The organism is Cupriavidus sp. F041, from assembly GCF_057814235.1.
The window spans coordinates 808,071-830,004 of the sequence record NZ_JBVASY010000001.1; the positions used below are offsets into that span (position 1 = coordinate 808,071).

The window sequence follows — 21,934 nt, forward strand, 5'->3', positions numbered from 1 at the left end:
ACATTTAACGCTTTGTATGCGTTTCCCGCCGTCCGGGCGGATTTCCCTTTCTCGCAATGGTTTCCAGCGTGCTGTGGCAGGCGATCTCGACGCGTGCGCCGGTTATGTGATGCATAACCAAGGTATGTCTTATGCGTAACTTAATGGCCGGCGCAAGCCATGCTGTCCGGCGCGATTCCAACAACAGGCACAGGCTGAACAACACAGGCAAGGGCGTGCTGCGCTGCGCGGGGCTGCTCCTGGGTGCCGGAGCCATGCTCCTGCTCAGCGGCTGCCGGCTAGAGCTGCTATCCCCGAAGGGCGACATCGGGCACCAGGAAAAGACCCTGATCTTGGTGTCGCTGTTCCTTATGCTGCTGGTCGTGATTCCCGTCATTTTCCTGACGCTCTATTTCGGCTGGCGCTATCGCGCGTCCAATACCAAAGCAACCTATGCGCCCAAGTGGGCCCATTCCACCAGCATCGAGGTGGTCATCTGGACCATTCCGTGCGTGATCGTGGCCGCCCTGGCGGTTCTTATCTGGCGCACCACCCACTCGCTCGATCCTTACCGGCCGCTGGAGTCGACGGTCAAGCCCGTGCGCGTCGAAGCCGTGGCCCTGAACTGGAAATGGCTGTTCATCTACCCCGACTACGGCATCGCCTCGGTCAACCGGTTGCCGATCCCGGTCCATACACCGATCAATTTCAAGATCACCGCGGAATCGATGATGAACTCCCTGTTCATCCCACAGCTCGGCAGCCAGGTCTACGCCATGGCCGGCATGGAGACCAAGCTGCACCTGATCGCCGACACGCCCGGCATCTACGCGGGGCTATCCGCGGCCTATAGCGGCCCGGGATTCTCCGACATGCATTTCGACACCGTGGCCACCTCGCGCGAGGAGTTCGACGCCTGGGTCCAGCAAGCCAGGAAATCACCGCTGGTGCTGGACGAGAAGGCCTACCGCACTCTGGAGCTCCCGAGCACCAAAACGCCGGTGACCACCTACGCGAGCGTCGCGCCAGACCTGTTCCAGGGCATCGTCAACAAATACATGCATAGCGATGCGCGTGGCGATGTGCGCGGAGAAGTCTGTACAGCCCAAAGCCCCCCGCTGGCCGCCAACCGATGAAGCCAATGAATCCGCAACCTACGCAACATATGCAACGCAACCACGCCGCGGCCACGGAGCACTGATCCATGTTCGGAAAATTAAACATCGATGCGATCCCGTACCATGAACCCATCATCATGGGTACGCTGGTCGCCGTCCTCCTGCTCGGTGCCGCGCTGATCGGCGCCGTTACCTACTTTGGCAAATGGAAGTACCTGTGGACCGAGTGGATCTGCTCGGTCGATCACAAGCGCATCGGCGTGATGTACATCATCATGGCGCTGGTCATGCTGCTGCGCGGCTTCGCCGACGCCATCATGATGCGCGTGCAGCAGGCGATCGCCGTGGGCGATGCGGCCGGATACCTGCCTCCGCATCACTACGACCAGATCTTTACCGCGCATGGCGTGATCATGATCTTCTTCGTGGCGACGCCGTTCATCCTCGGCCTGATGAATGTCATCGTGCCGCTGCAGATCGGCGCCCGCGACGTGGCCTATCCGTTCGTCAACTCGCTCAGCTTCTGGCTCTCGGCGGTGGGCGCGGTGCTGGTCATGCTGTCGATGTTCGTCGGCGACTTTGCCGCTACTGGCTGGGTCGCCTATCCGCCGTTATCCGGGCTGGGATACAGCCCAACGGTGGGGGTCGACTACTACATATGGTCATTGCAGATATCGGGATTGGGGACAACGCTCACCGGCATCAACTTCATCGTCACCATCCTGCGCATGCGTGCGCCGGGCCTGACCCTGATGAAGATGCCGGTGTTCACCTGGACCGCGCTGATCACCAACATCCTGATCGTTGCCGTTTTCCCCGTCCTGACCGCCACGCTCGCGCTGCTCACCGCCGACCGGTACCTGGGCATGCATTTCTTCACCAATGAGCTTGGCGGCAACGCCATGATGTACGTCAACCTGATCTGGATCTGGGGACACCCCGAGGTCTACATCCTGATCCTGCCGTGCTTCGGGGCCTTCTCCGAGATCATCTCGACCTTCTCCGGCAAGCCGCTGTTTGGCTACAAGTCGATGGTGTACGCCACCTCGTCGATCGGCATCCTGTCGTTCTTCGTCTGGCTGCATCACTTCTTCACAATGGGCTCGGGCGCCAACGTCAATGCCTTCTTCGGGATCATGACGTCCATCATCTCGATCCCGACCGGGGTGAAGCTGTTCAACTGGCTGTTCACGATGTACCGCGGCCGCATCCGCTACCACTCATCGACGCTGTGGACGATCGGCTTCATGGTCACCTTTGCCGTCGGCGGCATGACGGGCGTGCTGCTGGCCGTGCCCGGCGCCGATTTCGTGCTGCATAACAGCCTGTTCCTGGTCGCTCACTTCCACAACGTGATCATCGGCGGCGTGATCTTCGGCTGCCTGGCCGCGATGAGCTTCTGGTTCCCCAAGGTGTTCGGCTTCACCCTGAACGAGCGCTGGGGCAAGATCTCATTCTGGTGCTGGCTGGTTGGCTTCTACCTGGCCTTCATGCCGCTCTACGTGCTCGGCTTCAAGGGCATGACCCGCCGCATGAACCACTACACGCACGCGGACTGGCAGCCTTACCTGATCGTCGCGCTATGCGGTGCCGTCATCATCGGTGCCGGCATCGTCGCCCTGCTTGTCCAGCTGGCCGTCAGCGTGCGCGACCGCAAGGACAACCGCGATCTCACCGGCGATCCCTGGGACGGTCGCAGCCTGGAGTGGGCCACCGCCTCGCCCGCGCCCTTCTACAACTTTGCCCATGTGCCGCACATCACCTCGCTGGAGCAGCACTGGGACGACAAGGAAGCGGGCCGTGCCTATGTCCGGCCAGGCCACTATGAAGACATCCATATGCCCAGGAATACCAGCGCGGGCGTGATCGTCTCGGCGTTCGGCCTGGTGCTCTGCTTCGCCCTGGTATGGCATATTTGGGCGCTCGCGGGCCTTGGCCTGCTGGGCATTATCGGCACCTTCATCGCACGGACCTACGACCGCGACGTGGACTACTACGTCCCCGCGGCCGAAGTCGAACGCATCGAAAACTCGCGCTATGCGCAGCTACGCAAGGCGGCTTGACCCATGAGCTACACAGTCATTCACAACGCGCACGAACATGTCGGGCACGACGACGGAACGAAGACCACGCTAGGGTTCTGGATCTACCTGATGAGCGACTGCCTGATCTTCGCAGTGCTGTTCGCTACCTTCGGGGTACTCGCCGGCAACACGGCCGGCGGCCCGAGCGGCAGGGACCTGTTCGAGCTGCCGTTCGTGCTCGGGGAAACGATGCTGCTGCTGGTCAGCAGCTTCACCTTCGGCGTGGCCATGCTGAACATGCAGGCCGGGCGGGAGCGTCAGGTGATCCAGTGGCTGGGCGTCACGTTCCTGCTCGGCGCGGCCTTCATCGCCATGGAGCTGTACGAATTCGCCGAGCTGCTTCATGCCGGCGCGGGGCCGGGCGTCAGCGCGTTCCTGTCTTCCTACTTTTCCCTGGTGGGCACCCACGGCCTGCATGTGACCTGCGGCCTGCTGTGGATCCTGGTCATGATGCACCAGGTCAAATGCTTCGGACTGGATGGCGTGACCCGGCGCCGGCTGGCCTGCCTCAGCCTGTTCTGGCACTTCCTGGACCTGATCTGGATCTGCGTGTTTACCTTTGTCTACCTGCGAGAGTTTGTATGAATACCGCCCAACTTCCCACCGGATCCGCGGCTCACGCGGCGCACGGCAGCATGAAAGGCTATGTGATCGGCTTTGCGCTGTCGCTGGTGCTCACCCTGGCGTCGTTCGGCGCGGTGATGGAAGGGCTCGTGCCCAAAGGCACGGGCCTCGCCGCCATCGTGGTGCTCTGCATCGCCCAACTGGTGGTGCAGCTGGTCTTCTTCCTGCACATCGGCACGTCTGCCGACCAGCGCCAGAACACGGCGATCTTCATCTGCACCGGGGCGCTTATCGCCATCATCGTCGCGGGATCGTTGTGGGTCATGCACAACGCCAACGTCAACATGATGCCGATGGATATGTCGCCGGAACAGGCGCGCCTGCGCGACTAGCGGCTCCGTGACCGGATCGCTTCTCCCGCGATCCGGCCACGCGCCGCGCGCGTCCCAACGGACGAATGCCTCTCTAGATAAACAGACTGCCGGCCGCCGCTTTGCTCAGGGCGGCTGACCAGTTACGGGAATTGTGCAAGCGCGCCGCCCGGTCCCCGAGCATGCTGTCGCCCCCCTCCCAATAGACCCAGCTCCGCCCTCGCCTTATCCGGTCCAGGTAAGCGACTTCAAATCCGGCCGGCAAGCGATAGACCATTGCCTCCAGCACGCTTTCGTCAACGCCGAACACACCCGCAAGCCTGAACTTCCCGCCAGACAGTCCATCTGCAATCCTCAGGTCCAGATACGGCACGAACAGGCCGGCGCGGCGCAGTGCGGCCGGCATCGCGGAGGTCCACTCCCGGATAGCGTCACGCAACGCGCCAAGCGCAAGCGAGAACGCCCGCTCGTTTCTGGCCATCAACACACGGCCGCTAAGCACGCCGTCAACCAGTGCATTGCCAGTTCCATGGAATGCCAGATCTGCAAGCGATCCGCCTTCGGCGTGGCGCTGACCGAGAAGCTCCAGGCAAGCCGCGAGGCCAGTTGCTGTCTTCTCGCCAAGGCTCAAGGCCGGGCAACGCGGATCGGATCCGGCAAGCAGAACCAGCACGTCGGCGGCGTGGCGCGGTGACGCCAGCACAATGCGGTCATAGGCGAGACCGGCGCCCCGCATGAATAGCTCAAGAGCGGCACAGGCCGGACACCCGGCCAGTGAAAATAGCTGATACGTCATGGCTGAGGCAGTTTTCCTGGCGCCAACGATGCGCGCGAAGGACACGCGCGGCGGCCGCAGGAATGGGCGCGAGCGCGTGGCCGCGCGAACCGCGCATGGAACGGATTCTTCGAATGTCGCGCAATGTCTTTGTCCCGGTGGGTCCGGGATTCGCCGGGGCAACCGGCGGCATTGGCTTAGAGAGATATTGCCGCAGCGCAGCAAGGAAAAACAGGAGCAGAAGACCGCTATTTACTGCGGAGCAGACGCAGCGTCTTGCGTGCTATTTTGACGAACGCCGAGCCCTTGCGATCAGTTGTGCCGGAACCGGAATGAACAATGCCTGTTGGCAGACAGCCACGAAAGGCGATGGCCATAGACAGGGAGTGCCCAGCCTTCATCCGATGTCTCGAAAGCTGGGCTCGCCAGTGTCCTGAATCTGAATTTCGTTAGAGAGATTGCTCGGCCGGATCAACGCAGGTTGCGCCCGCCGGCGCCGCATGCGACTTGTGCAAAGTCGGCAAAGGCCCCCGCGGCCGCGGTCCGGTATGCGCCCTTGCGCTGGAGCAATGCGGCTCCCCGGGGCGGCAGCGGCGGCTCCACCTTGAGCCTGCAAAGCTCGCTGTTGTCTTCAAGGATGGCAGCGGGCAGCACCGTCATCAACCGGCCACGGCGCACTGCCTCGATCACGGCATTGACAGAGTTCGCCTCGAATGCGATTCGCGGGGGAACACCCTGCCCGCCAAAGTAGCGATCGATATAGCGGCGCGTTGCAAACTCCATGGTGAGCAACGCCATCGGCTCTCCCTCCAGTTCCTTCAGTGTCAGCGCCGCTCGCCGCCTGGCAAAGCGGTGCGCCGTACCCACCACCAGTGCGAGCCGCTCCTGCATCAAGGTCTGCGCTTCGATGTCCGGCAGATGCACGTCCTCAAAGGCGATCCCGACATCCAGGTTGTCGTCGGCCAGCAGTTGCTCGATCTGCTCCTGCGGTATTTCCAGCAAGCGCAGCGTGACGCCGGGATATTTCTCGTTGAACCCCATGACCAGCGGCCCGATCAGATAGGGCGCGAAGGTGGGCGTCATCGCCAGGCGCAAGGTGCCCCGCGTCAGGTCGCGCACATCGTGGATGGCCCGCGTCCCCGCTTCCAGGTCCTGCAGCGCGCGGCGCGCATAGAGCAGGTACGCCTGGCCGGCATCCGTGGTCCTGATGCTGCGCCCGGACCGGTCGAAGAGTTGCACGCCCAGGGTTTCCTCAAGCTGCCTGATCTGCTGCGACAACGTTGGCTGGGAAACGTGCAGCAGTTCGGCGGCTCGCGTGAAGTTGCCGCTGTCGGCGACGGCAAGGAAGTAACGGATATGACGCAGCAGCATGGGATTTAACTATTGGTATTGCCTATGGAATGCATAATAAACCGGTCTTGGACCCTATAGCGAAATTCGTCCATGATTCTCTCATCGGTTCACCGCCCACCACGATGGAGCAAAGCGATGCAAGACCTCATTGACGGTTTCCTGAAGTTCCAGCGCGACGAGTTCCCGAAACGCTCCGAGCTCTTCAAGCGCCTGGCCACGAGCCAGAATCCGCGCACGCTGTTCATCGCCTGCTCCGACAGCCGGGTGGTGCCCGAACTGCTGACCCAACGCGAGCCTGGCGACCTGTTCGTGATCCGCAACGCCGGCAACGTGGTGCCGTCATACGGCACGCAGCCCGGCGGCGTTTCCGCCAGCGTCGAGTACGCGGTCGCGGGGCTTGGCGTCACGGACGTGGTGATCTGCGGCCACTCGGATTGCGGCGCCATGACCGCGATTGCCACCTGCCAATGCCTGGATCACATGCCGGCCGTCGCCGGCTGGCTGCATCACTGCGATGCCGCCAAGGCCGTCAACGAGGCGCGCGAGCACGCATCGCCGCGCGCGCGTGTCGATTCGATGGCGCGCGAGAACGTCATCGCGCAACTCGCCAACATCAAGACCCATCCGTCCGTTGCCCTCGCGCTCGAGCAAGGGCGCCTGCAGCTTCACGGCTGGGTGTACGACATCGAAACCGGCTCGATCGCCGCCCTGGACGGCACCACGAACCACTTCGTCGCCCTTGCGGACCATCCGCATGTCTGTGCAACCCCAACCAGGCTCGGCATTGCTGCCTGAGCGTATATCCCGCCCCCTCAAGGAGTCTTTCATGCCCCAGTCGCAATACAGCCAGACCAACCGCCAGGCCCTGACCGATGCCATCATCGACGCTAAGATGCGCAAGGACCTTACATTCGAAGATCTCAACGAAGGCTCCGGCCTGACCCTCGCCTATGTGACGGCCGCCCTCCTGGGCCAGCATCCGCTGCCTGAACACGTCGCCAATTCGGTTGCCGACAAGCTCGAACTGGGCGAGGATGCCGCGCGCCTGCTGCAGACCATCCCGTTGCGCGGCAGCATTCCGGGCGGCGTGCCGACCGACCCGACCATCTACCGGTTCTATGAAATCGTGCAGATCTACGGTTCGACGCTCAAGGCCCTGGTGCACGAGAAGTTCGGCGACGGCATCATCAGCGCCATCAACTTCAGGCTGGACATCCAGAAGGTCGAGGACCCGGACGGCGGCCACCGCGCCGTGATCACCCTCGACGGGAAATATCTGCCCACGAAGCCCTTCTGAGCCTCCATTGGACGGCAGGCGCATGCGAGCGGCTTTCGCCGCCCGCCGCTATCCGCTAACCCGCCAGCTTGCCAACGAGGCACTGCACGCTGTCCGACACGGCCGAGGCCGGACGCGCGCTAGGCGGGGATCTCCTCCATGCCGAGGAGTTTCAGCCGCTGCACCTTGCCGGACGGCCCCTTGGGCAGTTCGTCGACAAAGCGGAATGACCTGGGTGTCTTGTAAGCGCCCAGCTCGTTCCGGCAAAACGATCTCAGTTCGTCCTCCGTGCATCGCTCCCCAGGTTTAAACACGATGCACGCCATCAACTCCTGGCCGTAGTGCTGGTCCGGAACGCCCACCACCGCGGCCTCCAGCACAGCCGGATGCTTGAGCAATGCCTCGTCTATCTCGCGAGGCGCAATGTTCTCCCCCCCCTTGATGATGAGCTCCTTGATCCGGCCGGTGACGAAGACAAATCCATCCGCGTCCAGGTATCCAAGATCTCCCGTATGAAGCCAGCCATCCGCCGTCAGCGTCGTGGCGGTTTCTTCCGGACTCTTGTAATAGCACTTCATGACGTTCGGGCCACGCACCAGGATCTCGCCCGCGTCACCCGAAGCGACCACATTTCCCTCCGCATTGACAATCCTGACCTCATTGCCAAAGGCCCGCCCAGGACTGCCGATCTTGCGCTGCGAAGGCTCCAGCGGATTGGTAAAGCATGGCGCGGCGGTTTCCGTGAGCCCCATCGTCTCGATCACGCCGATCCTGAATGCGTCTTCAAAGGCACGATGCTGGCTGGGCGGCAGCGGAGCGGAAGCAGAACGGCAGAAGCGGACCCGGCTGAGATCCAGGCCATCCTGCGCCGGACCCGCGCCATTCAACAGGTAGGAAATCATGGTCGGCACTACGTTGATCCAGGTGCATCGATGCCGCGCCACCATCTCCCAGAAGCCGGAGACCCGAAATCGATGCGGCAGAACCAGGCTCCCGCCATGAATCAGCGGCGATGTCGCGGTCACAATCTGGGCATTGATGTGGTAGAGGGGCAAGACCGCCAGCACCCTGTCTTGGGCCGCGAGTTCGTGGGCTGCCGATACGAACTGTCCACCCGACACGATGGACCGGTTTGCCAGCACGACCCCCTTTGGCTTGCCGGTCGTGCCGGACGTGTACATCATCAGTGCGTCGTCCTCTTCGCCCACGGGTGGCAGCTCCGCCTCCTCATCCGGCACCGGGATGCATTCCCGCGCATCGACATCGCACAGCACGACCTGAATATCCCGCGTCACATTGGCCAGCGCAGCATTCAGACGCTCCAGCTGGTCGGGCGCGACGAATACGATCCTGGCGTCGCTGTGATTCAGCACGTACTCGAGCTGCGACGGGTGCGCGAGCAGATTCAGCGGCGTCGCGCAAAACCCGCCATACATGACACCAATGAACAGGCGGCAGGTCTGGTAGCCGTTGTGCATCAGCATCGCCACCTTGTCGCCCTTCCGAATACCCTGGCCGAGAAGAAAGCGTGCCAGCTCGCGAGAGGCACTCCGCAAGCCGGCGAACGTCATGCTCAGGTCAGGTTCCGGCGCAATCAGGTAAATCGCATCCGGTCGTTCGGCGGCCTGAAAGTCGACATATTCTCGAATGGTGCGCAGCATGTCTATATTCCTCACGTTCAAGCAGTAAAAGACTTATATGGCTTTACGACTGATTCGCAACGGATCGATTAGCCGTGCTTGCGCAGGTACTCACCAAATAGTTCGTCCTCGGAGGGAACCCGTTCCTTGAGCTTTCGCACGATGCGCGTGATGTTGAGGAAGTTCCTGTAATTCATGTTTTCCGAGAAATTATTGCCGCCCCATGTGCCGCAGCCCATGGAAAGCGAGAATGGCAAACCGTTCTCGAAACTGCCGCCGGTCGCAAAGCAATGCGCCTGATTGACGATGACCCGGCAGACTGGAAGCGCATTTCCCAGGTGCAGGATATGGTCATCATCCGCTGTATGAATTCCCACCGAATGGCCCGCCCCCAGATACCCATAGATATCGTTGACTATCGCGCAAGCGTGATCAAAGTCGCGAGCGCGATAGACGGTCAGCACGGGAGAGAGCTTTTCACCAGAATATGGATACTCCGGACCGGCGCCAACTTCCTCCACCATCAGGAATTTCGCTTGCGTCACGCCCGGCCGCGTCAGACCGGCCAGCGCCGCGATCCTGGGCGCGGACTGCGCGGTCACTGCGGAATCCAGCTTTCCCCTCGGCCACATCGTCTCCTGCAACCGGCACTTCTCTTCCGTGTTCAGCAGCATGCCGCCGGCATCGGTCAGCGCTGCCAGCGCCGCGTCATAGACCGGGTCGAGGATGACCACGCTGTTTTCGGACGAGCAGCTCGTCGCATTGTCGAACGTCTTCGAACTGGCAATCATTTGGGCCGCTTCACCAAGACTTGCCGAGGTATCGATGATCGAGGCAACGTTGCCCGCACCGACTCCGAATGCCGGCGATCCGCTCGCATAAGCGGACCGGATATTGTTCTGCGAGCCTGTCGCGACCACCAGGTCCGCCTGTCGCATCAGCTCCTGGGTTGCCTGCTTGGTAATCGGTCCGGGCAGATACTGGACCAGGTCCAGCGGCACGCCAAGCTTCTCCAGCTCCGCGTGAATGTAAGCCACCAGGGCGGCACAAGTGGAAAGTCCCTTGGGAGAGGGCGCGACGATGACCGCATTGCGCCCCTTCAGCGCATTGATGATCTTGTTGGCGGGTGTCGCCGCCGGATTGGTGGAAGGGGTAATCGCGGCTACCACACCGACGGGGCGGGCAATCTCCACCAGTCCGCGCTCTGGATACTCGGCGATGATGCCGACTGTCTTCGCATGTTTCAGGTCGCGCAGCAGCCCCAACGTCTTTCGGTAGTTCTTCTGGATCTTGTCGGGGACGTTGCCGAGCCCGGTGTCGCGCACCGCCATCTCGGCCAGGATGCGATTATGTTCGGGATGCACGATCGCCCATCCCGCCGCGGTGACCACCTCGTCCACTTGTGCCTGCGAATAGCGCTCGTAGCTGCGCTGCGCCGCCCTTGCCTTCCTGATCAGTTTGGGAATCACTTCGCCCTCTGCCGACGCATGGGTGTTCGCGCACGTTTCCATTGACATTCTTTCTCTCCGTTCATTTGTCATTCGTGGTGCTGTCACTGCCGAAACCGGGGCCTTCCCCTGCCAAGGGGAAGGCAAATTTCAATGCGCAGTACCTAGTCCGGACCCACCCAGCGACAGCGCGTCTTCCTGCTCATCCTCGATCTTGTTTGTCGGATCGATCCTCAACGAACAGATTGCCGCGAGCCCCAATAATCCGGCCGAAATCAGGAATGGAAGTTCATAGCTTCCCGTTTTCTGGATCAGGAAACCGAATAAAGCGGGCGAGATCATTCCTGCCACGCCGAAGCCTGTGTTCATCATTCCGCCAGCGGTGCCCGCAAACTTTCCGGCAATATCGAGCGGCAAGCTCCACAAGACGGCATTGGTCAGTTCAAGGAAGAAGAAAGATGCTGCGAGCAGCATCACCGCCGTCAACGGGCTCTGGGTATAGATCGCCGGTACGATGAATACCAGGGCACCGGCCAGCCCGATGAACAGCAATGCACGCCGGGCCAACTTGAGGTTTCCGGTCTTCTTGTAGATGAAGTCTGAGATGACGCCACCGAGGGTGTCGCCAACCACGCCGGCAAGCAGTGGCAGCGCCGTGAACAATGCCAGCTGCTTTACGTCAAATCCACGCGCATCCTTCAGGTAGGAGGGCAGCCACGTCAGGAACACCCAGAGCGACCATCCGTAGCAGAAGTCCACGAACGTCACCAGCCACATGCGCCTGAACATCTGCTTCCATGGCGTTTCTCCTGCTGCTGCCTTCTTCAACTCGCGTGAATTGACGCCGATCTCCTTCAACTCTGCGGGTTGGATCCATTTGTGCTCCAGCGGCGTATTGCGGAACAGCCAGACATAGAGACAGGTCCAGACCAGGCTGACCACACCGAGAATCACGAACGATTCGCGCCAGCCGTAGGCGGCGACAATGACCAGCACGATCGGCGGAGTGACGGCGCCACCCAGGCGCGCGAAGCTATGCGTGATGCCCTGGGCGAAGCCGCGTTCCGTGGCCGGCATCCAGTATGTGAAGGAGCGCGTTGCTGCCGGGAATGCGCCACCTTCACCGATGCCAAGCAGGATCCGGAACATGATCAGCGATCCGAGGCCCCAGGAAAAGCCGCAAAGGATCGTCGCAATCGCCCAAATGCTGGTGAGTATGGTCAGCACCAGCCTCGGTCCATACTTGTCGGCGAACCAGCCGCCCAGGATCTGCATGGCCGCGTAGGGATAGGCAAAGGCTGAAAAGACGAGCCCCAGCTGGGTCGGCGTAAGCGCCATCTCATCTTTGAGGAATGGGGCGATAATTGAGATATTGACACGGTCAATATAGGCGATGAAATACATCAAACACATCAGCCCCAATATCATGTGCCTGACTTTGAATATTTTTTTCATGTCTCTCTCACCATTTTAATTAATTATATGAATGGTCGAATCTATGCCGACTTTCACGCATTCCAAAGAACCACTTGAATTGAAACCACCAGTCTTGCAATGCCGTTCTTGTCTTTTTCAGATTCCTTTTTCCTGCTTCCTCCTTTTTCGTGATGTCAATTTTTGCAGCCAGAGCCATGGCGTCCACGACTGCTTTCAACCCAATCTAATCAAGCCATCGCGCCAGGGGGTCCCGTTTTTCGCGCTATCCTTCGCTGCGTACGCTTCAGAGTGGAAAAATGCAGATTTCGGGACTCCAATCTGTCCCGAAAAACGATAAAGTCGATGCATGTGGGGAAGCGGAAGTACTGCTGTCAGGAGCCAGCATGACAAGATCCAACCAATCGAATGCTGCGGCGGTCCGCGCCTTTCGCGTGCTGGAGACGCTGGCGCAGGCCGGGCGTCCGCTTGCCATGACGGAACTCGTCGAGGCGCTCGGCTTACCTAAACAGACGGTGCACCGCATACTGGTGCAACTGATGGACGCATGGCTGGTCACGCGGGGTGCGGGCGACCGGCTCTATGAGTGCTCACCGCGGGTGCGCGCCCTGGCGGTGAACGTCCTGATGCACGCAGGTCCGGCCGCGGCGCGTCACGCGCTGCTCGAACAACTGGTGACCAAGATCGGCGAGACGTGCAATCTGACGATGCTCTCCGGGAACGACGTGGTGTACATCGACCGGGTCGAAACCGAATGGCCGTTGCGCATGCACTTGCAGCCGGGCTCGCATGTGCCGCTACATTGCTCCGCAAGCGGCAAAGTCCTGCTCAGCTTCCTGCCGAAGGAAAGACGCGACCGCATGGTCGATACATTGCCGCTGCACGCGTATTCGGAGCGGACCATCATCGATCGCGAAGCGTTGCGCAAGGAACTTGCGACGACACGCAAGCGCATGCTGGCCATCAACGACCAGGAGCATCTGCAGGGGTTGATCGCGATTGCGGTGCCGGTCATGCTGGATCGCAATCGTGCCTGCGCCGCGATCGCGGTGCAGGCGCCGGTCGGGCGGCTTACGCTCGACGACCTGCTGGCCTTCGTCCCCGATCTGCGCAAGGCCGCCGAGGAGACGGCGGAGACATTCCGGACATGACCAACTGATGCAGCGCCACGCAAGGGGGCGGTGTCCGCCACGCTGCCGGCGGAAGAGGATTTGAACTACATGCTGTCGAGCCATTCGCGACGCGAACGAAGCCCGGCGAACCGGCTTCGCCATGGTGACGAAGCGGGTGGATACCGCTCCGTGAAGTCAAGCCCGCCCTCGCGTCAGCCTCGGGCTATCCGTTTCGCCATGCTCCAGCGATGGACCTCCGAAGGGCCATCGTAAATCCGGAAGGCGCGCATGTCGCGGAAGATGCGTGCCACGATGGTTTCGTCGGTTACCCCGCTACCGCCAAGTACCTGCACGGAACGATCCACCACCCGCCACAGCGCCTCCGAGCACAGGACCTTGGCCAGGCTGGATTCATCGCGTCCCTTGCCGCCCTGGTCCAGCACCCATGCGCAGTGCCAGATGGTCAGGCGTGCGCTGTGCAGATCCATCTCATTGTCCGCCAGCATGAACCCGACCCCCTCGTGCTCCACCAGGGTTCGGCCGAATGCAAGGCGTTGCCGCGCGTAGTTGGCCGCGACGTCATGCGCCCTCCGCGCCGCGCCGAGCCATCGCATGCAGTGGGTTAGCCGTGCCGGAGCCAGCCTCAGTTGCGCATAACGGAATCCTTCGCCTATCTTCCCGAGTGCATCCTCCGCGGGGACCCGCAAGCCATCGAAACGCACGACGCCGTGCCCGCCCGTAAAGCAGGTGTCGAGCGCGTCCATTTGACGCTCTATCTCGACGCCGGCCTGGTCCATATCCGCGAGGAACATGGTCGCCGTGCCGTCTTCCATCCGGGCCATGATGATGGCGAAGGTGGCCCCAGTGGCGCCCGTGATAAACCACTTCCTGCCCGTGATCACGAAATGATCGCCATCTCGCACCGCAGTGGTCTGCAGCATCGACGGATCGGCGCCGGCGCCCGGAGACGGCTCGGTCATGCAGAAGCAGGAGCGGGTGCGTCCGTCGATCAGTGGCTGCAGCCAGCGCGCCTTCTGTTCTGGCGTTGCGACAATCTCCATCAGGTGGATGTTGCCTTCGTCCGGCGCATGGATGTTCATCGCTACCGGCCCCAGCGGTGAGTAGCCAGCCTCTTCGAAGACGATCGCCTTGTCACGATGCGAAAGCCCCAGGCCTCCGGCCTCCGTGGAAGCATGGGGTGTCAGCAACCCCACTGCCCGAGCCTTCTCCACCAGTTCCGCGCGCAGATCTTCGGCAGGGCCATGCGGTGTCTGCCGGGAATCGAGTTCCATCGGCATGATCTGGCCCGAGATGAACTGGCGGGTGCGTTCCTGCAAATCCCGTTGAACTGACGTCAGGCTGAAGTCCATGGTCTTGTCCTTCGTCTTCTGGTTCTGGTTCTGGTTGGGCCGGTGAGGCGATGCGGGATAAATTGTAGGCCAGGTGGAAATTTCCGCGCAAAAGCCACTCTTACGCCATATCGCCAGAGCCCTCCCGAGTTCGACAGTTAGAAACGTAAGTCTTTGATTTGATTGGAGCCGACTGTGAAACGCTCCACTACAAGAGAGTCAGTTGCGTCGTTTTGGCTGGTTTGCGAACCTTCAATGCGGAGAGAACCCGGGCCTGCTCCTGGCTGATGGCCGAGAGCCCTGCCACGGACTTGGATTGGTCGATGACGATGCGGTGGTGCTGAATGCGATTGAGCATGGCAAGAGCTCGCGCGGGCGACAGCTCGCTGTTGGCGGCCTGCAAGCGCATCCGCATCACCCGATACAGAATCAGTGCCATGAAGCAGATCGCCGCATGGGCGCGGATGCGGTCTGGCAAGCGGTGGTAGACCGGGCCAATCTCGATCTCGGACTTGAGCACACGGAACCCGCGTTCAATATCCGCCAATGACTTGTAGCGGTCGACGACTTCACGTGGTGAGAGATCCGCGGCATTGGTGACCAGCAGCAGCTTGCCATCCATCATGCGGGCATGATGCAAGGCTCGCTCATCGATGGCATAGCAGAAGCGCTCGCTCTTTAGATCGACCTGGATGATACGAGCCAGATGGGCCTCGCAGACCGCATGGTAGAAACGTGCGCGGGCACCGCCATCCGAGAGCTTTTTGCCACGGCTGCGATGGCCGGTGTCTTGCGCATCAAGCTTACCCACCCACTGCGCGGCAAGCTGCTCCAGGTGCGCAATCTGCGCATCGCGCTGCCTGCCTTTCTCCTGCGCTGCCACGGGGTCGTGCGCCACGATCAAGCGCAAGCCGTTCCACGGCACTTCGCCCAGGACTTCTTCATGGGCCGGCAGGCATTGCTGTGTGTGGAGGCCTTCCAATGAATCGACCACATCGCTGTAGCGACGGCCCGGTACCGCCAGGATAAATTCCAGCGGCGCACCGTCTGGCAAGGTCATCGCCTGCAGCTCTGCCAGGTTGTCGATCGAGAGCAGTCCCCGATCGGCGACGACGATGACGCGCTTGACGGGGAACCGGCTCAGCACCTTCTCGAGGGTTGGCTTCAGCGTCGTGACTTCCGCGGTATTGCCGTCAAACACTTCGTGATAGAGCGGCAATCCTTCTGCCGTCTGCACGACCCCCAACATGAATTGCCGGGCAATGACGCCTTCCTTGGCCATGCCGTACTGGCGCACATCATCTTCTTGCTGCGACAGACCCTCGGCACGAATGGTCGTCATGTCGTAGAACACCACCGATAAGGTTTGATCGACCAGCGGACGCAACAGCCCCGCCAACACGGCGTCGACGTCTGCCTGATGCGTGACCAGCGCGTCCATTGCGCGCAGCAGATGTTGGTGGTCGACGGCTTCGATGGACAGCCCTGGCAGGCCAACCGTTTCCAGCCAGCGCAGCACACCCAATTTGGATTCCGGGTCACACAGGCGATTGAAGACCATGATGCGCACAAGCGCTTCGACATCGATGGCATGGCGGGTGCGTCGGAACACGCGGCGCAAGCCGTCGAAGCCGAGCTCTTGCCACAGTTCGGAGAGCGCCCACACGTCGCCGAGCGCACGGGCCGATTCGAACGTCACCGCGGGTTCGGCGGCTGCCTCAAGTGCGGGGCGGCCGGTGACTCGCAACAGCCCATTGATCACGCCTTCCATGCTGTCGCCAAGTTGATCAAGACGGCCTAAGGTGGCAACGGTGCGCTGCTTAGGCTGACCGTTGTCATCGCGATAGGACTCGACCAACTGCACATAACGGCGAGAACCGGAGGAGGTGACTTTGACGAACATGCCGTTACTTTACAGGCATCGAGTGCCTTGTCAAATATAGGCTTCGTTGTTACAAACGTGCCACTACAAGAGTTTGGCGCCCACGACCCAGGAAGCCGCGCCAGTGCTAGGGGCGACGGTCAGAAATGGCGAAAATCGGGCTCAAACTGTCGAACTCGGGAGCCCTCCCATACCGCCGTCGGGCCGGAAGTGCCGGAGCGGACGACAAAATCGCCGCCGCAAAAGCAAAACCCCCCAGTACTTTCGTACTGGGGGGTTTCAAGGGAGAGCCTGGCGATTACCTACTTTCACACGGGTATCCGCACTATCATCGGCGTAGAGTCGTTTCACGGTCCTGTTCGGGATGGGAAGGGGTGGTTCCAACTCGCTATGGTCACCAGGCATAAACGGTGGCCGCGTTGAGGTTGAGTCAACGCAGCGAATAGGGATGTAGTAGAGGTTGTGCGTATCGGCCAAGCTGCTTGTTACTGCTGCAGCGGCACGCGATACTCAACCAGCAGAAACACACTGGTTATAGGATCAAGCCTTACGGGCAATTAGTACTGGTTAGCTTAACGCATTACTGCGCTTCCACACCCAGCCTATCAACGTCCTGGTCTCGAACGACCCTTCAAGGAGCTCAAGGCTCCAGGGAATCCTCATCTTCAGGCGAGTTTCCCGCTTAGATGCTTTCAGCGGTTATCTCTTCCGTACATAGCTACCCTGCGATGCCTCTGGCGAGACAACAGGTACACCAGCGGTACGTCCACTCCGGTCCTCTCGTACTAGGAGCAGCCCCCGTCAAGATTCCAACGCCCACGGCAGATAGGGACCAAACTGTCTCACGACGTTTTAAACCCAGCTCACGTACCTCTTTAAATGGCGAACAGCCATACCCTTGGGACCGGCTACAGCCCCAGGATGAGATGAGCCGACATCGAGGTGCCAAACACCGCCGTCGATATGAACTCTTGGGCGGTATCAGCCTGTTATCCCCAGAGTACCTTTTATCCGTTGAGCGATGGCCCTTCCATTCAGAACCACCGGATCACTATGTCCTGCTTTCGCACCTGCTCGACTTGTCGGTCTCGCAGTTAAGCACGCTTTTGCCATTGCACTTTAGGTACGATGTCCGACCGTACCAAGCGTACCTTCGAACTCCTCCGTTACACTTTGGGAGGAGACCGCCCCAGTCAAACTGCCTACCATGCACTGTCCCCGACCCGGATTCACGGGCCAAGGTTAGAACCTCAAACAAACCAGGGTGGTATTTCAAGGTCGGCTCCACGCAGACTAGCGTCCACGCTTCAAAGCCTCCCACCTATCCTACACAGATCGGTTCAAAGTCCAATGCAAAGCTACAGTAAAGGTTCATGGGGTCTTTCCGTCTAGCCGCGGGGAGATTGCATCATCACAAACACTTCAACTTCGCTGAGTCTCGGGAGGAGACAGTGTGGCCATCGTTACGCCATTCGTGCAGGTCGGAACTTACCCGACAAGGAATTTCGCTACCTTAGGACCGTTATAGTTACGGCCGCCGTTTACCGGGACTTCAATCAAGAGCTTGCACCCCATCATTTAATCTTCCGGCACCGGGCAGGCGTCACACCCTATACGTCCACTTTCGTGTTTGCAGAGTGCTGTGTTTTTATTAAACAGTCGCAGCCACCATTTTATTGCAACCCCTTCACCCTCCTGGCGCAGGCCAGTCAAGCTACAAGGGCGTACCTTATCCCGAAGTTACGGTACCAATTTGCCGAGTTCCTTCTCCCGAGTTCTCTCAAGCGCCTTAGAATACTCATCTCGCCCACCTGTGTCGGTTTGCGGTACGGTCTCGTATGACTGAAGCTTAGAGGCTTTTCTTGGAACCACTTCCAATTGCTTCGCAGCACTAGGCCGCTCGCCCCACATCCTTGAATTCCGCGCCCGGATTTGCCTAAGCGCCTTCTCCAATGCAGGGACCGGGACTTCCAACACCCGGACAACCTTCCGCGATCCGTCCCCCCATCGCATCATACGACGGTGCAGGAATATTAACCTGCTTCCCATCAGCTACGCATCTCTGCCTCGCCTTAGGGGCCGACTCACCCTACGCCGATGAACGTTGCGTAGGAAACCTTGGGCTTACGGCGAGGGGGCTTTTCACCCCCTTTATCGCTACTCATGTCAGCATTCGCACTTCTGATACCTCCAGCATCCTTTACAAGACACCTTCACAGGCTTACAGAACGCTCTCCTACCATGCACTTACGTGCATCCGCAGCTTCGGTGACTGGCTTAGCCCCGTTACATCTTCCGCGCAGGACGACTCGATCAGTGAGCTATTACGCTTTCTTTAAAGGGTGGCTGCTTCTAAGCCAACCTCCTGACTGTTTTAGCCTTCCCACTTCGTTTCCCACTTAGCCAATCTTAGGGACCTTAGCTGGCGGTCTGGGTTGTTTCCCTCTTGACACCGGACGTTAGCACCCGATGTCTGTCTCCCGTGATTGCACTCTTCGGTATTCGGAGTTTGCTATGGCGGGGTAATCAGCAATAGACCCCCCAACCATGACAGTGCTCTACCCCCGAAGGTGAGACACGAGGCACTACCTAAATAGTTTTCGGAGAGAACCAGCTATTTCCAGACTTGTTTAGCCTTTCACCCCTATCCACAGCTCATCCCCTAACTTTTCAACGTTAGTGGGTTCGGTCCTCCAGTACGTGTTACCGCACCTTCAACCTGGCCATGGATAGATCGTCTGGTTTCGGGTCTACACCCAGCGACTGAACGCCCTATTCGGACTCGCTTTCGCTACGCCTTCCCTAATCGGTTAAGCTTGCCACTGAATGTAAGTCGCTGACCCATTATACAAAAGGTACGCCGTCACCCGTTTCCAGGCTCCGACTGTTTGTATGCATGCGGTTTCAGGATCTATTTCACTCCCCTCCCGGGGTTCTTTTCGCCTTTCCCTCACGGTACTGGTTCACTATCGGTCGATCACGAGTATTTAGCCTTGGAGGATGGTCCCCCCATCTTCAGACAGGATTTCACGTGTCCCGCCCTACTTGTCGTACACCTAGTTCCACAACGCTGTTTTCGCATACAGGGCTATCACCTGCTATGGCCGGGCTTTCCATCCCGTTCTGCTAACAACACTGCTAAAGAGTACAAGGCTCTTCCCATTTCGTTCGCCACTACTTTGGGAATCTCGGTTGATTTCTGTTCCTGCAGCTACTTAGATGTTTCAGTTCGCCGCGTTCGCTTCCCTGACCTATGTATTCAGTCAGGGATGACCCATCAGGGCCGGGTTTCCCCATTCGGACATCTCCGGATCAAAGCTTGTTTGCCAGCTCCCCGAAGCTTTTCGCAGGCTACCGCGTCCTTCATCGCCTGTGATCGCCAAGGCATCCACCACATGCACTTGTTCGCTTGACCCTATAACGAGTGTGTCTCAAACTTGCGTTCAAGCCGTGCTCGCTACAGGATGAGTTCTCGCATTTGTGCCGTATTCCAAGTAATCTTTCGATCACTTAAATACATTTTGGTTGATACAATCACAACCCGGTATCGTGTGTTACTTCAGCGTCTCATCAACGCTCACGACACCTTTACTACATCCCATATTTTTAAAGAACAGCCGACTGAGACTTAGTCCCCTGTCGTCTTGGCAAAGCCAAATGCAAGCACTCAACGCTAAGCGCTTGCACTTGACCATGCAACACAGGACACGCAGCGCGCATCCCGGCTCTAACAATCAACAAACCGATAAGTGTGAACGCTCGACTTAGGATGCACGCTCTGAAAGGAGGTGATCCAGCCGCACCTTCCGATACGGCTACCTTGTTACGACTTCACCCCAGTCATGAACCCTGCCGTGGTAATCGCCCTCCTTGCGGTTAGGCTAACTACTTCTGGCAAAACCCACTCCCATGGTGTGACGGGCGGTGTGTACAAGACCCGGGAACGTATTCACCGCGGCATGCTGATCCGCGATTACTAGCGATTCCAGCTTCACGTAGTCGAGTTGCAGACTACGATCCGGACTACGATGCGTTTTCTGGGATTGGCTCCCCCTCGCGGGTTGGCAACCCTCTGTACGCACCATTGTATGACGTGTGAAGCCCTACCCATAAGGGCCATGAGGACTTGACGTCATCCCCACCTTCCTCCGGTTTGTCACCGGCAGTCTCTCTAGAGTGCTCTTGCGTAGCAACTAAAGACAAGGGTTGCGCTCGTTGCGGGACTTAACCCAACATCTCACGACACGAGCTGACGACAGCCATGCAGCACCTGTGTCCACTTTCCCTTTCGGGCACCTAATGCATCTCTGCTTCGTTAGTGGCATGTCAAGGGTAGGTAAGGTTTTTCGCGTTGCATCGAATTAATCCACATCATCCACCGCTTGTGCGGGTCCCCGTCAATTCCTTTGAGTTTTAATCTTGCGACCGTACTCCCCAGGCGGTCAACTTCACGCGTTAGCTACGTTACTGAAGAAATGAATCCCCAACAACTAGTTGACATCGTTTAGGGCGTGGACTACCAGGGTATCTAATCCTGTTTGCTCCCCACGCTTTCGTGCATGAGCGTCAGTGACGTCCCAGGGGGCTGCCTTCGCCATCGGTATTCCTCCACATCTCTACGCATTTCACTGCTACACGTGGAATTCTACCCCCCTCTGACATACTCTAGCCTTGCAGTCACAAGCGCCATTCCCAAGTTGAGCTCGGGGATTTCACGCCTGTCTTACAAAACCGCCTGCGCACGCTTTACGCCCAGTAATTCCGATTAACGCTCGCACCCTACGTATTACCGCGGCTGCTGGCACGTAGTTAGCCGGTGCTTATTCTTCCGGTACCGTCATCCCCCCGCTGTATTAGAGCAAGGGATTTCTTTCCGGACAAAAGTGCTTTACAACCCGAAGGCCTTCTTCACACACGCGGCATTGCTGGATCAGGGTTGCCCCCATTGTCCAAAATTCCCCACTGCTGCCTCCCGTAGGAGTCTGGGCCGTGTCTCAGTCCCAGTGTGGCTGATCGTCCTCTCAGACCAGCTACTGATCGTCGCCTTGGTGGGCCTTTACCCCACCAACTAGCTAATCAGACATCGGCCGCTCCTATCGCGCGAGGCCTTACGGTCCCCCGCTTTCACCCTCAGGTCGTATGCGGTATTAGCTAATCTTTCGACTAGTTATCCCCCACGACAGGGCACGTTCCGATGTATTACTCACCCGTTCGCCACTCGCCACCAGGATTGCTCCCGTGCTGCCGTTCGACTTGCATGTGTAAGGCATGCCGCCAGCGTTCAATCTGAGCCAGGATCAAACTCTTCAGTTTAATACCTGTGTGGTTCCGCGCAGTTACCTGCTGAAACCTCGCTCTTTCGAGCGGTCGCTCACTCTCAGAAAACTGACTGGCTACATCCGCGATTTGCACCCCGGACATAACCAACATGTTTTACTGTGCGAGCACTTTATAACTTGTAAGCTAAAAGACCGAAGTCTTCCGCATCCGCTATCAAGCGCCCACACTTATCGGTTGTTTGTTTGTTAAAGAACTAACCGCGGTTCGCG

General features: G+C 59.4%; 14 protein-coding genes and 3 rRNA genes. 7 read left to right on the top strand and 10 right to left on the bottom strand.

What is annotated here, in order from left to right; translation table 11 throughout:
- The first annotated feature begins 254 nt into the window (after positions 1-254).
- The 4 genes from cyoA (at position 255) to cyoD (ending at position 4,137) form a co-directional block, all read left to right on the top strand.
- Positions 255-1,115, top strand: coding sequence for a ubiquinol oxidase subunit II (gene cyoA, locus ACZY0R_RS03710; RefSeq protein WP_488859490.1), 861 nt, complete (start codon positions 255-257; stop codon positions 1,113-1,115).
- 68 nt (positions 1,116-1,183) lie between these two features.
- Entirely contained in the window at positions 1,184-3,160 is a 1,977-nt protein-coding gene (gene cyoB / locus ACZY0R_RS03715; RefSeq protein WP_488857178.1) for a cytochrome o ubiquinol oxidase subunit I, read from the top strand.
- Positions 3,161-3,163: 3 nt separating this feature from the next.
- Positions 3,164-3,766, top strand: coding sequence for a cytochrome o ubiquinol oxidase subunit III (cyoC, locus tag ACZY0R_RS03720; RefSeq protein WP_045242734.1), 603 nt, complete (start codon positions 3,164-3,166; stop codon positions 3,764-3,766).
- Positions 3,763-4,137, top strand: a complete 375-nt coding sequence (gene cyoD / locus ACZY0R_RS03725) for a cytochrome o ubiquinol oxidase subunit IV (protein WP_488857179.1) — start codon at positions 3,763-3,765, stop codon at positions 4,135-4,137. The genes cyoC and cyoD overlap by 4 nt, the downstream gene beginning before the upstream one ends.
- Before the next feature lie 73 nt (positions 4,138-4,210).
- Here cyoD and ACZY0R_RS03730 read toward each other — a convergent pair whose 3' ends face one another.
- Positions 4,211-4,912: a hypothetical protein gene (locus ACZY0R_RS03730; RefSeq protein WP_488857180.1), complete on the bottom strand. Its 702-nt coding sequence runs from the start codon at positions 4,910-4,912 to the stop codon at positions 4,211-4,213.
- A 450-nt stretch (positions 4,913-5,362) separates the two neighbouring features.
- The gene (gene cynR, locus ACZY0R_RS03735; protein ID WP_488857181.1) at positions 5,363-6,262 is read right to left on the bottom strand and encodes a transcriptional regulator CynR; all 900 of its coding nucleotides are present in this window, start codon (positions 6,260-6,262) and stop codon (positions 5,363-5,365) included.
- Between the two features lie 117 nt (positions 6,263-6,379).
- Here cynR and ACZY0R_RS03740 point away from each other — a divergent pair, with 117 nt between their 5' ends.
- Positions 6,380-7,039, top strand: coding sequence for a carbonic anhydrase (locus ACZY0R_RS03740; protein WP_488857182.1), 660 nt, complete (start codon positions 6,380-6,382; stop codon positions 7,037-7,039).
- A gap of 31 nt (positions 7,040-7,070) precedes the next feature.
- The gene (cynS, locus tag ACZY0R_RS03745; protein WP_488857183.1) at positions 7,071-7,541 is read left to right on the top strand and encodes a cyanase; all 471 of its coding nucleotides are present in this window, start codon (positions 7,071-7,073) and stop codon (positions 7,539-7,541) included.
- 119 nt (positions 7,542-7,660) lie between these two features.
- Here cynS and ACZY0R_RS03750 read toward each other — a convergent pair whose 3' ends face one another.
- The 3 genes from ACZY0R_RS03750 to ACZY0R_RS03760 form a co-directional block, all read right to left on the bottom strand.
- On the bottom strand, positions 7,661-9,181 hold the full coding sequence (locus ACZY0R_RS03750) for an AMP-binding protein (RefSeq protein ID WP_488857184.1): 1,521 nt from the start codon (positions 9,179-9,181) through the stop codon (positions 7,661-7,663).
- Between the two features lie 68 nt (positions 9,182-9,249).
- Positions 9,250-10,677 carry an acylating sulfoacetaldehyde dehydrogenase gene (sauS, locus tag ACZY0R_RS03755; protein WP_488857185.1) on the bottom strand — a complete coding sequence of 476 codons (1,428 nt, stop codon included), beginning with the start codon at positions 10,675-10,677 and terminating at the stop codon, positions 9,250-9,252.
- Positions 10,678-10,758: 81 nt separating this feature from the next.
- Positions 10,759-12,063, bottom strand: a complete 1,305-nt coding sequence (locus ACZY0R_RS03760; RefSeq protein ID WP_488857186.1) for an MFS transporter — start codon at positions 12,061-12,063, stop codon at positions 10,759-10,761.
- A 365-nt stretch (positions 12,064-12,428) separates the two neighbouring features.
- Here ACZY0R_RS03760 and ACZY0R_RS03765 point away from each other — a divergent pair, with 365 nt between their 5' ends.
- Positions 12,429-13,193 carry an IclR family transcriptional regulator gene (locus ACZY0R_RS03765; RefSeq protein ID WP_045242725.1) on the top strand — a complete coding sequence of 255 codons (765 nt, stop codon included), beginning with the start codon at positions 12,429-12,431 and terminating at the stop codon, positions 13,191-13,193.
- Between the two features lie 173 nt (positions 13,194-13,366).
- On the opposite strand, the gene ACZY0R_RS03770 is transcribed toward ACZY0R_RS03765, so the two are convergent.
- From ACZY0R_RS03770 to ACZY0R_RS03790, 5 genes are all read right to left on the bottom strand, one after another.
- On the bottom strand, positions 13,367-14,524 hold the full coding sequence (locus ACZY0R_RS03770; RefSeq protein WP_488857187.1) for an acyl-CoA dehydrogenase family protein: 1,158 nt from the start codon (positions 14,522-14,524) through the stop codon (positions 13,367-13,369).
- A 187-nt stretch (positions 14,525-14,711) separates the two neighbouring features.
- Positions 14,712-16,406 (bottom strand): IS1634 family transposase, encoded by a 1,695-nt coding sequence (locus ACZY0R_RS03775; RefSeq protein WP_488857188.1) that lies wholly within the window; start codon positions 16,404-16,406, stop codon positions 14,712-14,714.
- 268 nt (positions 16,407-16,674) lie between these two features.
- A 5S ribosomal RNA gene (rrf, locus tag ACZY0R_RS03780) occupies positions 16,675-16,787 on the bottom strand.
- A gap of 134 nt (positions 16,788-16,921) precedes the next feature.
- Positions 16,922-19,800, bottom strand: a 23S ribosomal RNA gene (locus ACZY0R_RS03785).
- 366 nt (positions 19,801-20,166) lie between these two features.
- A 16S ribosomal RNA gene (locus ACZY0R_RS03790) occupies positions 20,167-21,698 on the bottom strand.
- Together the 16S, 23S and 5S rRNA genes form the textbook arrangement of a ribosomal RNA operon.
- Positions 21,699-21,934 lie beyond the last annotated feature (236 nt).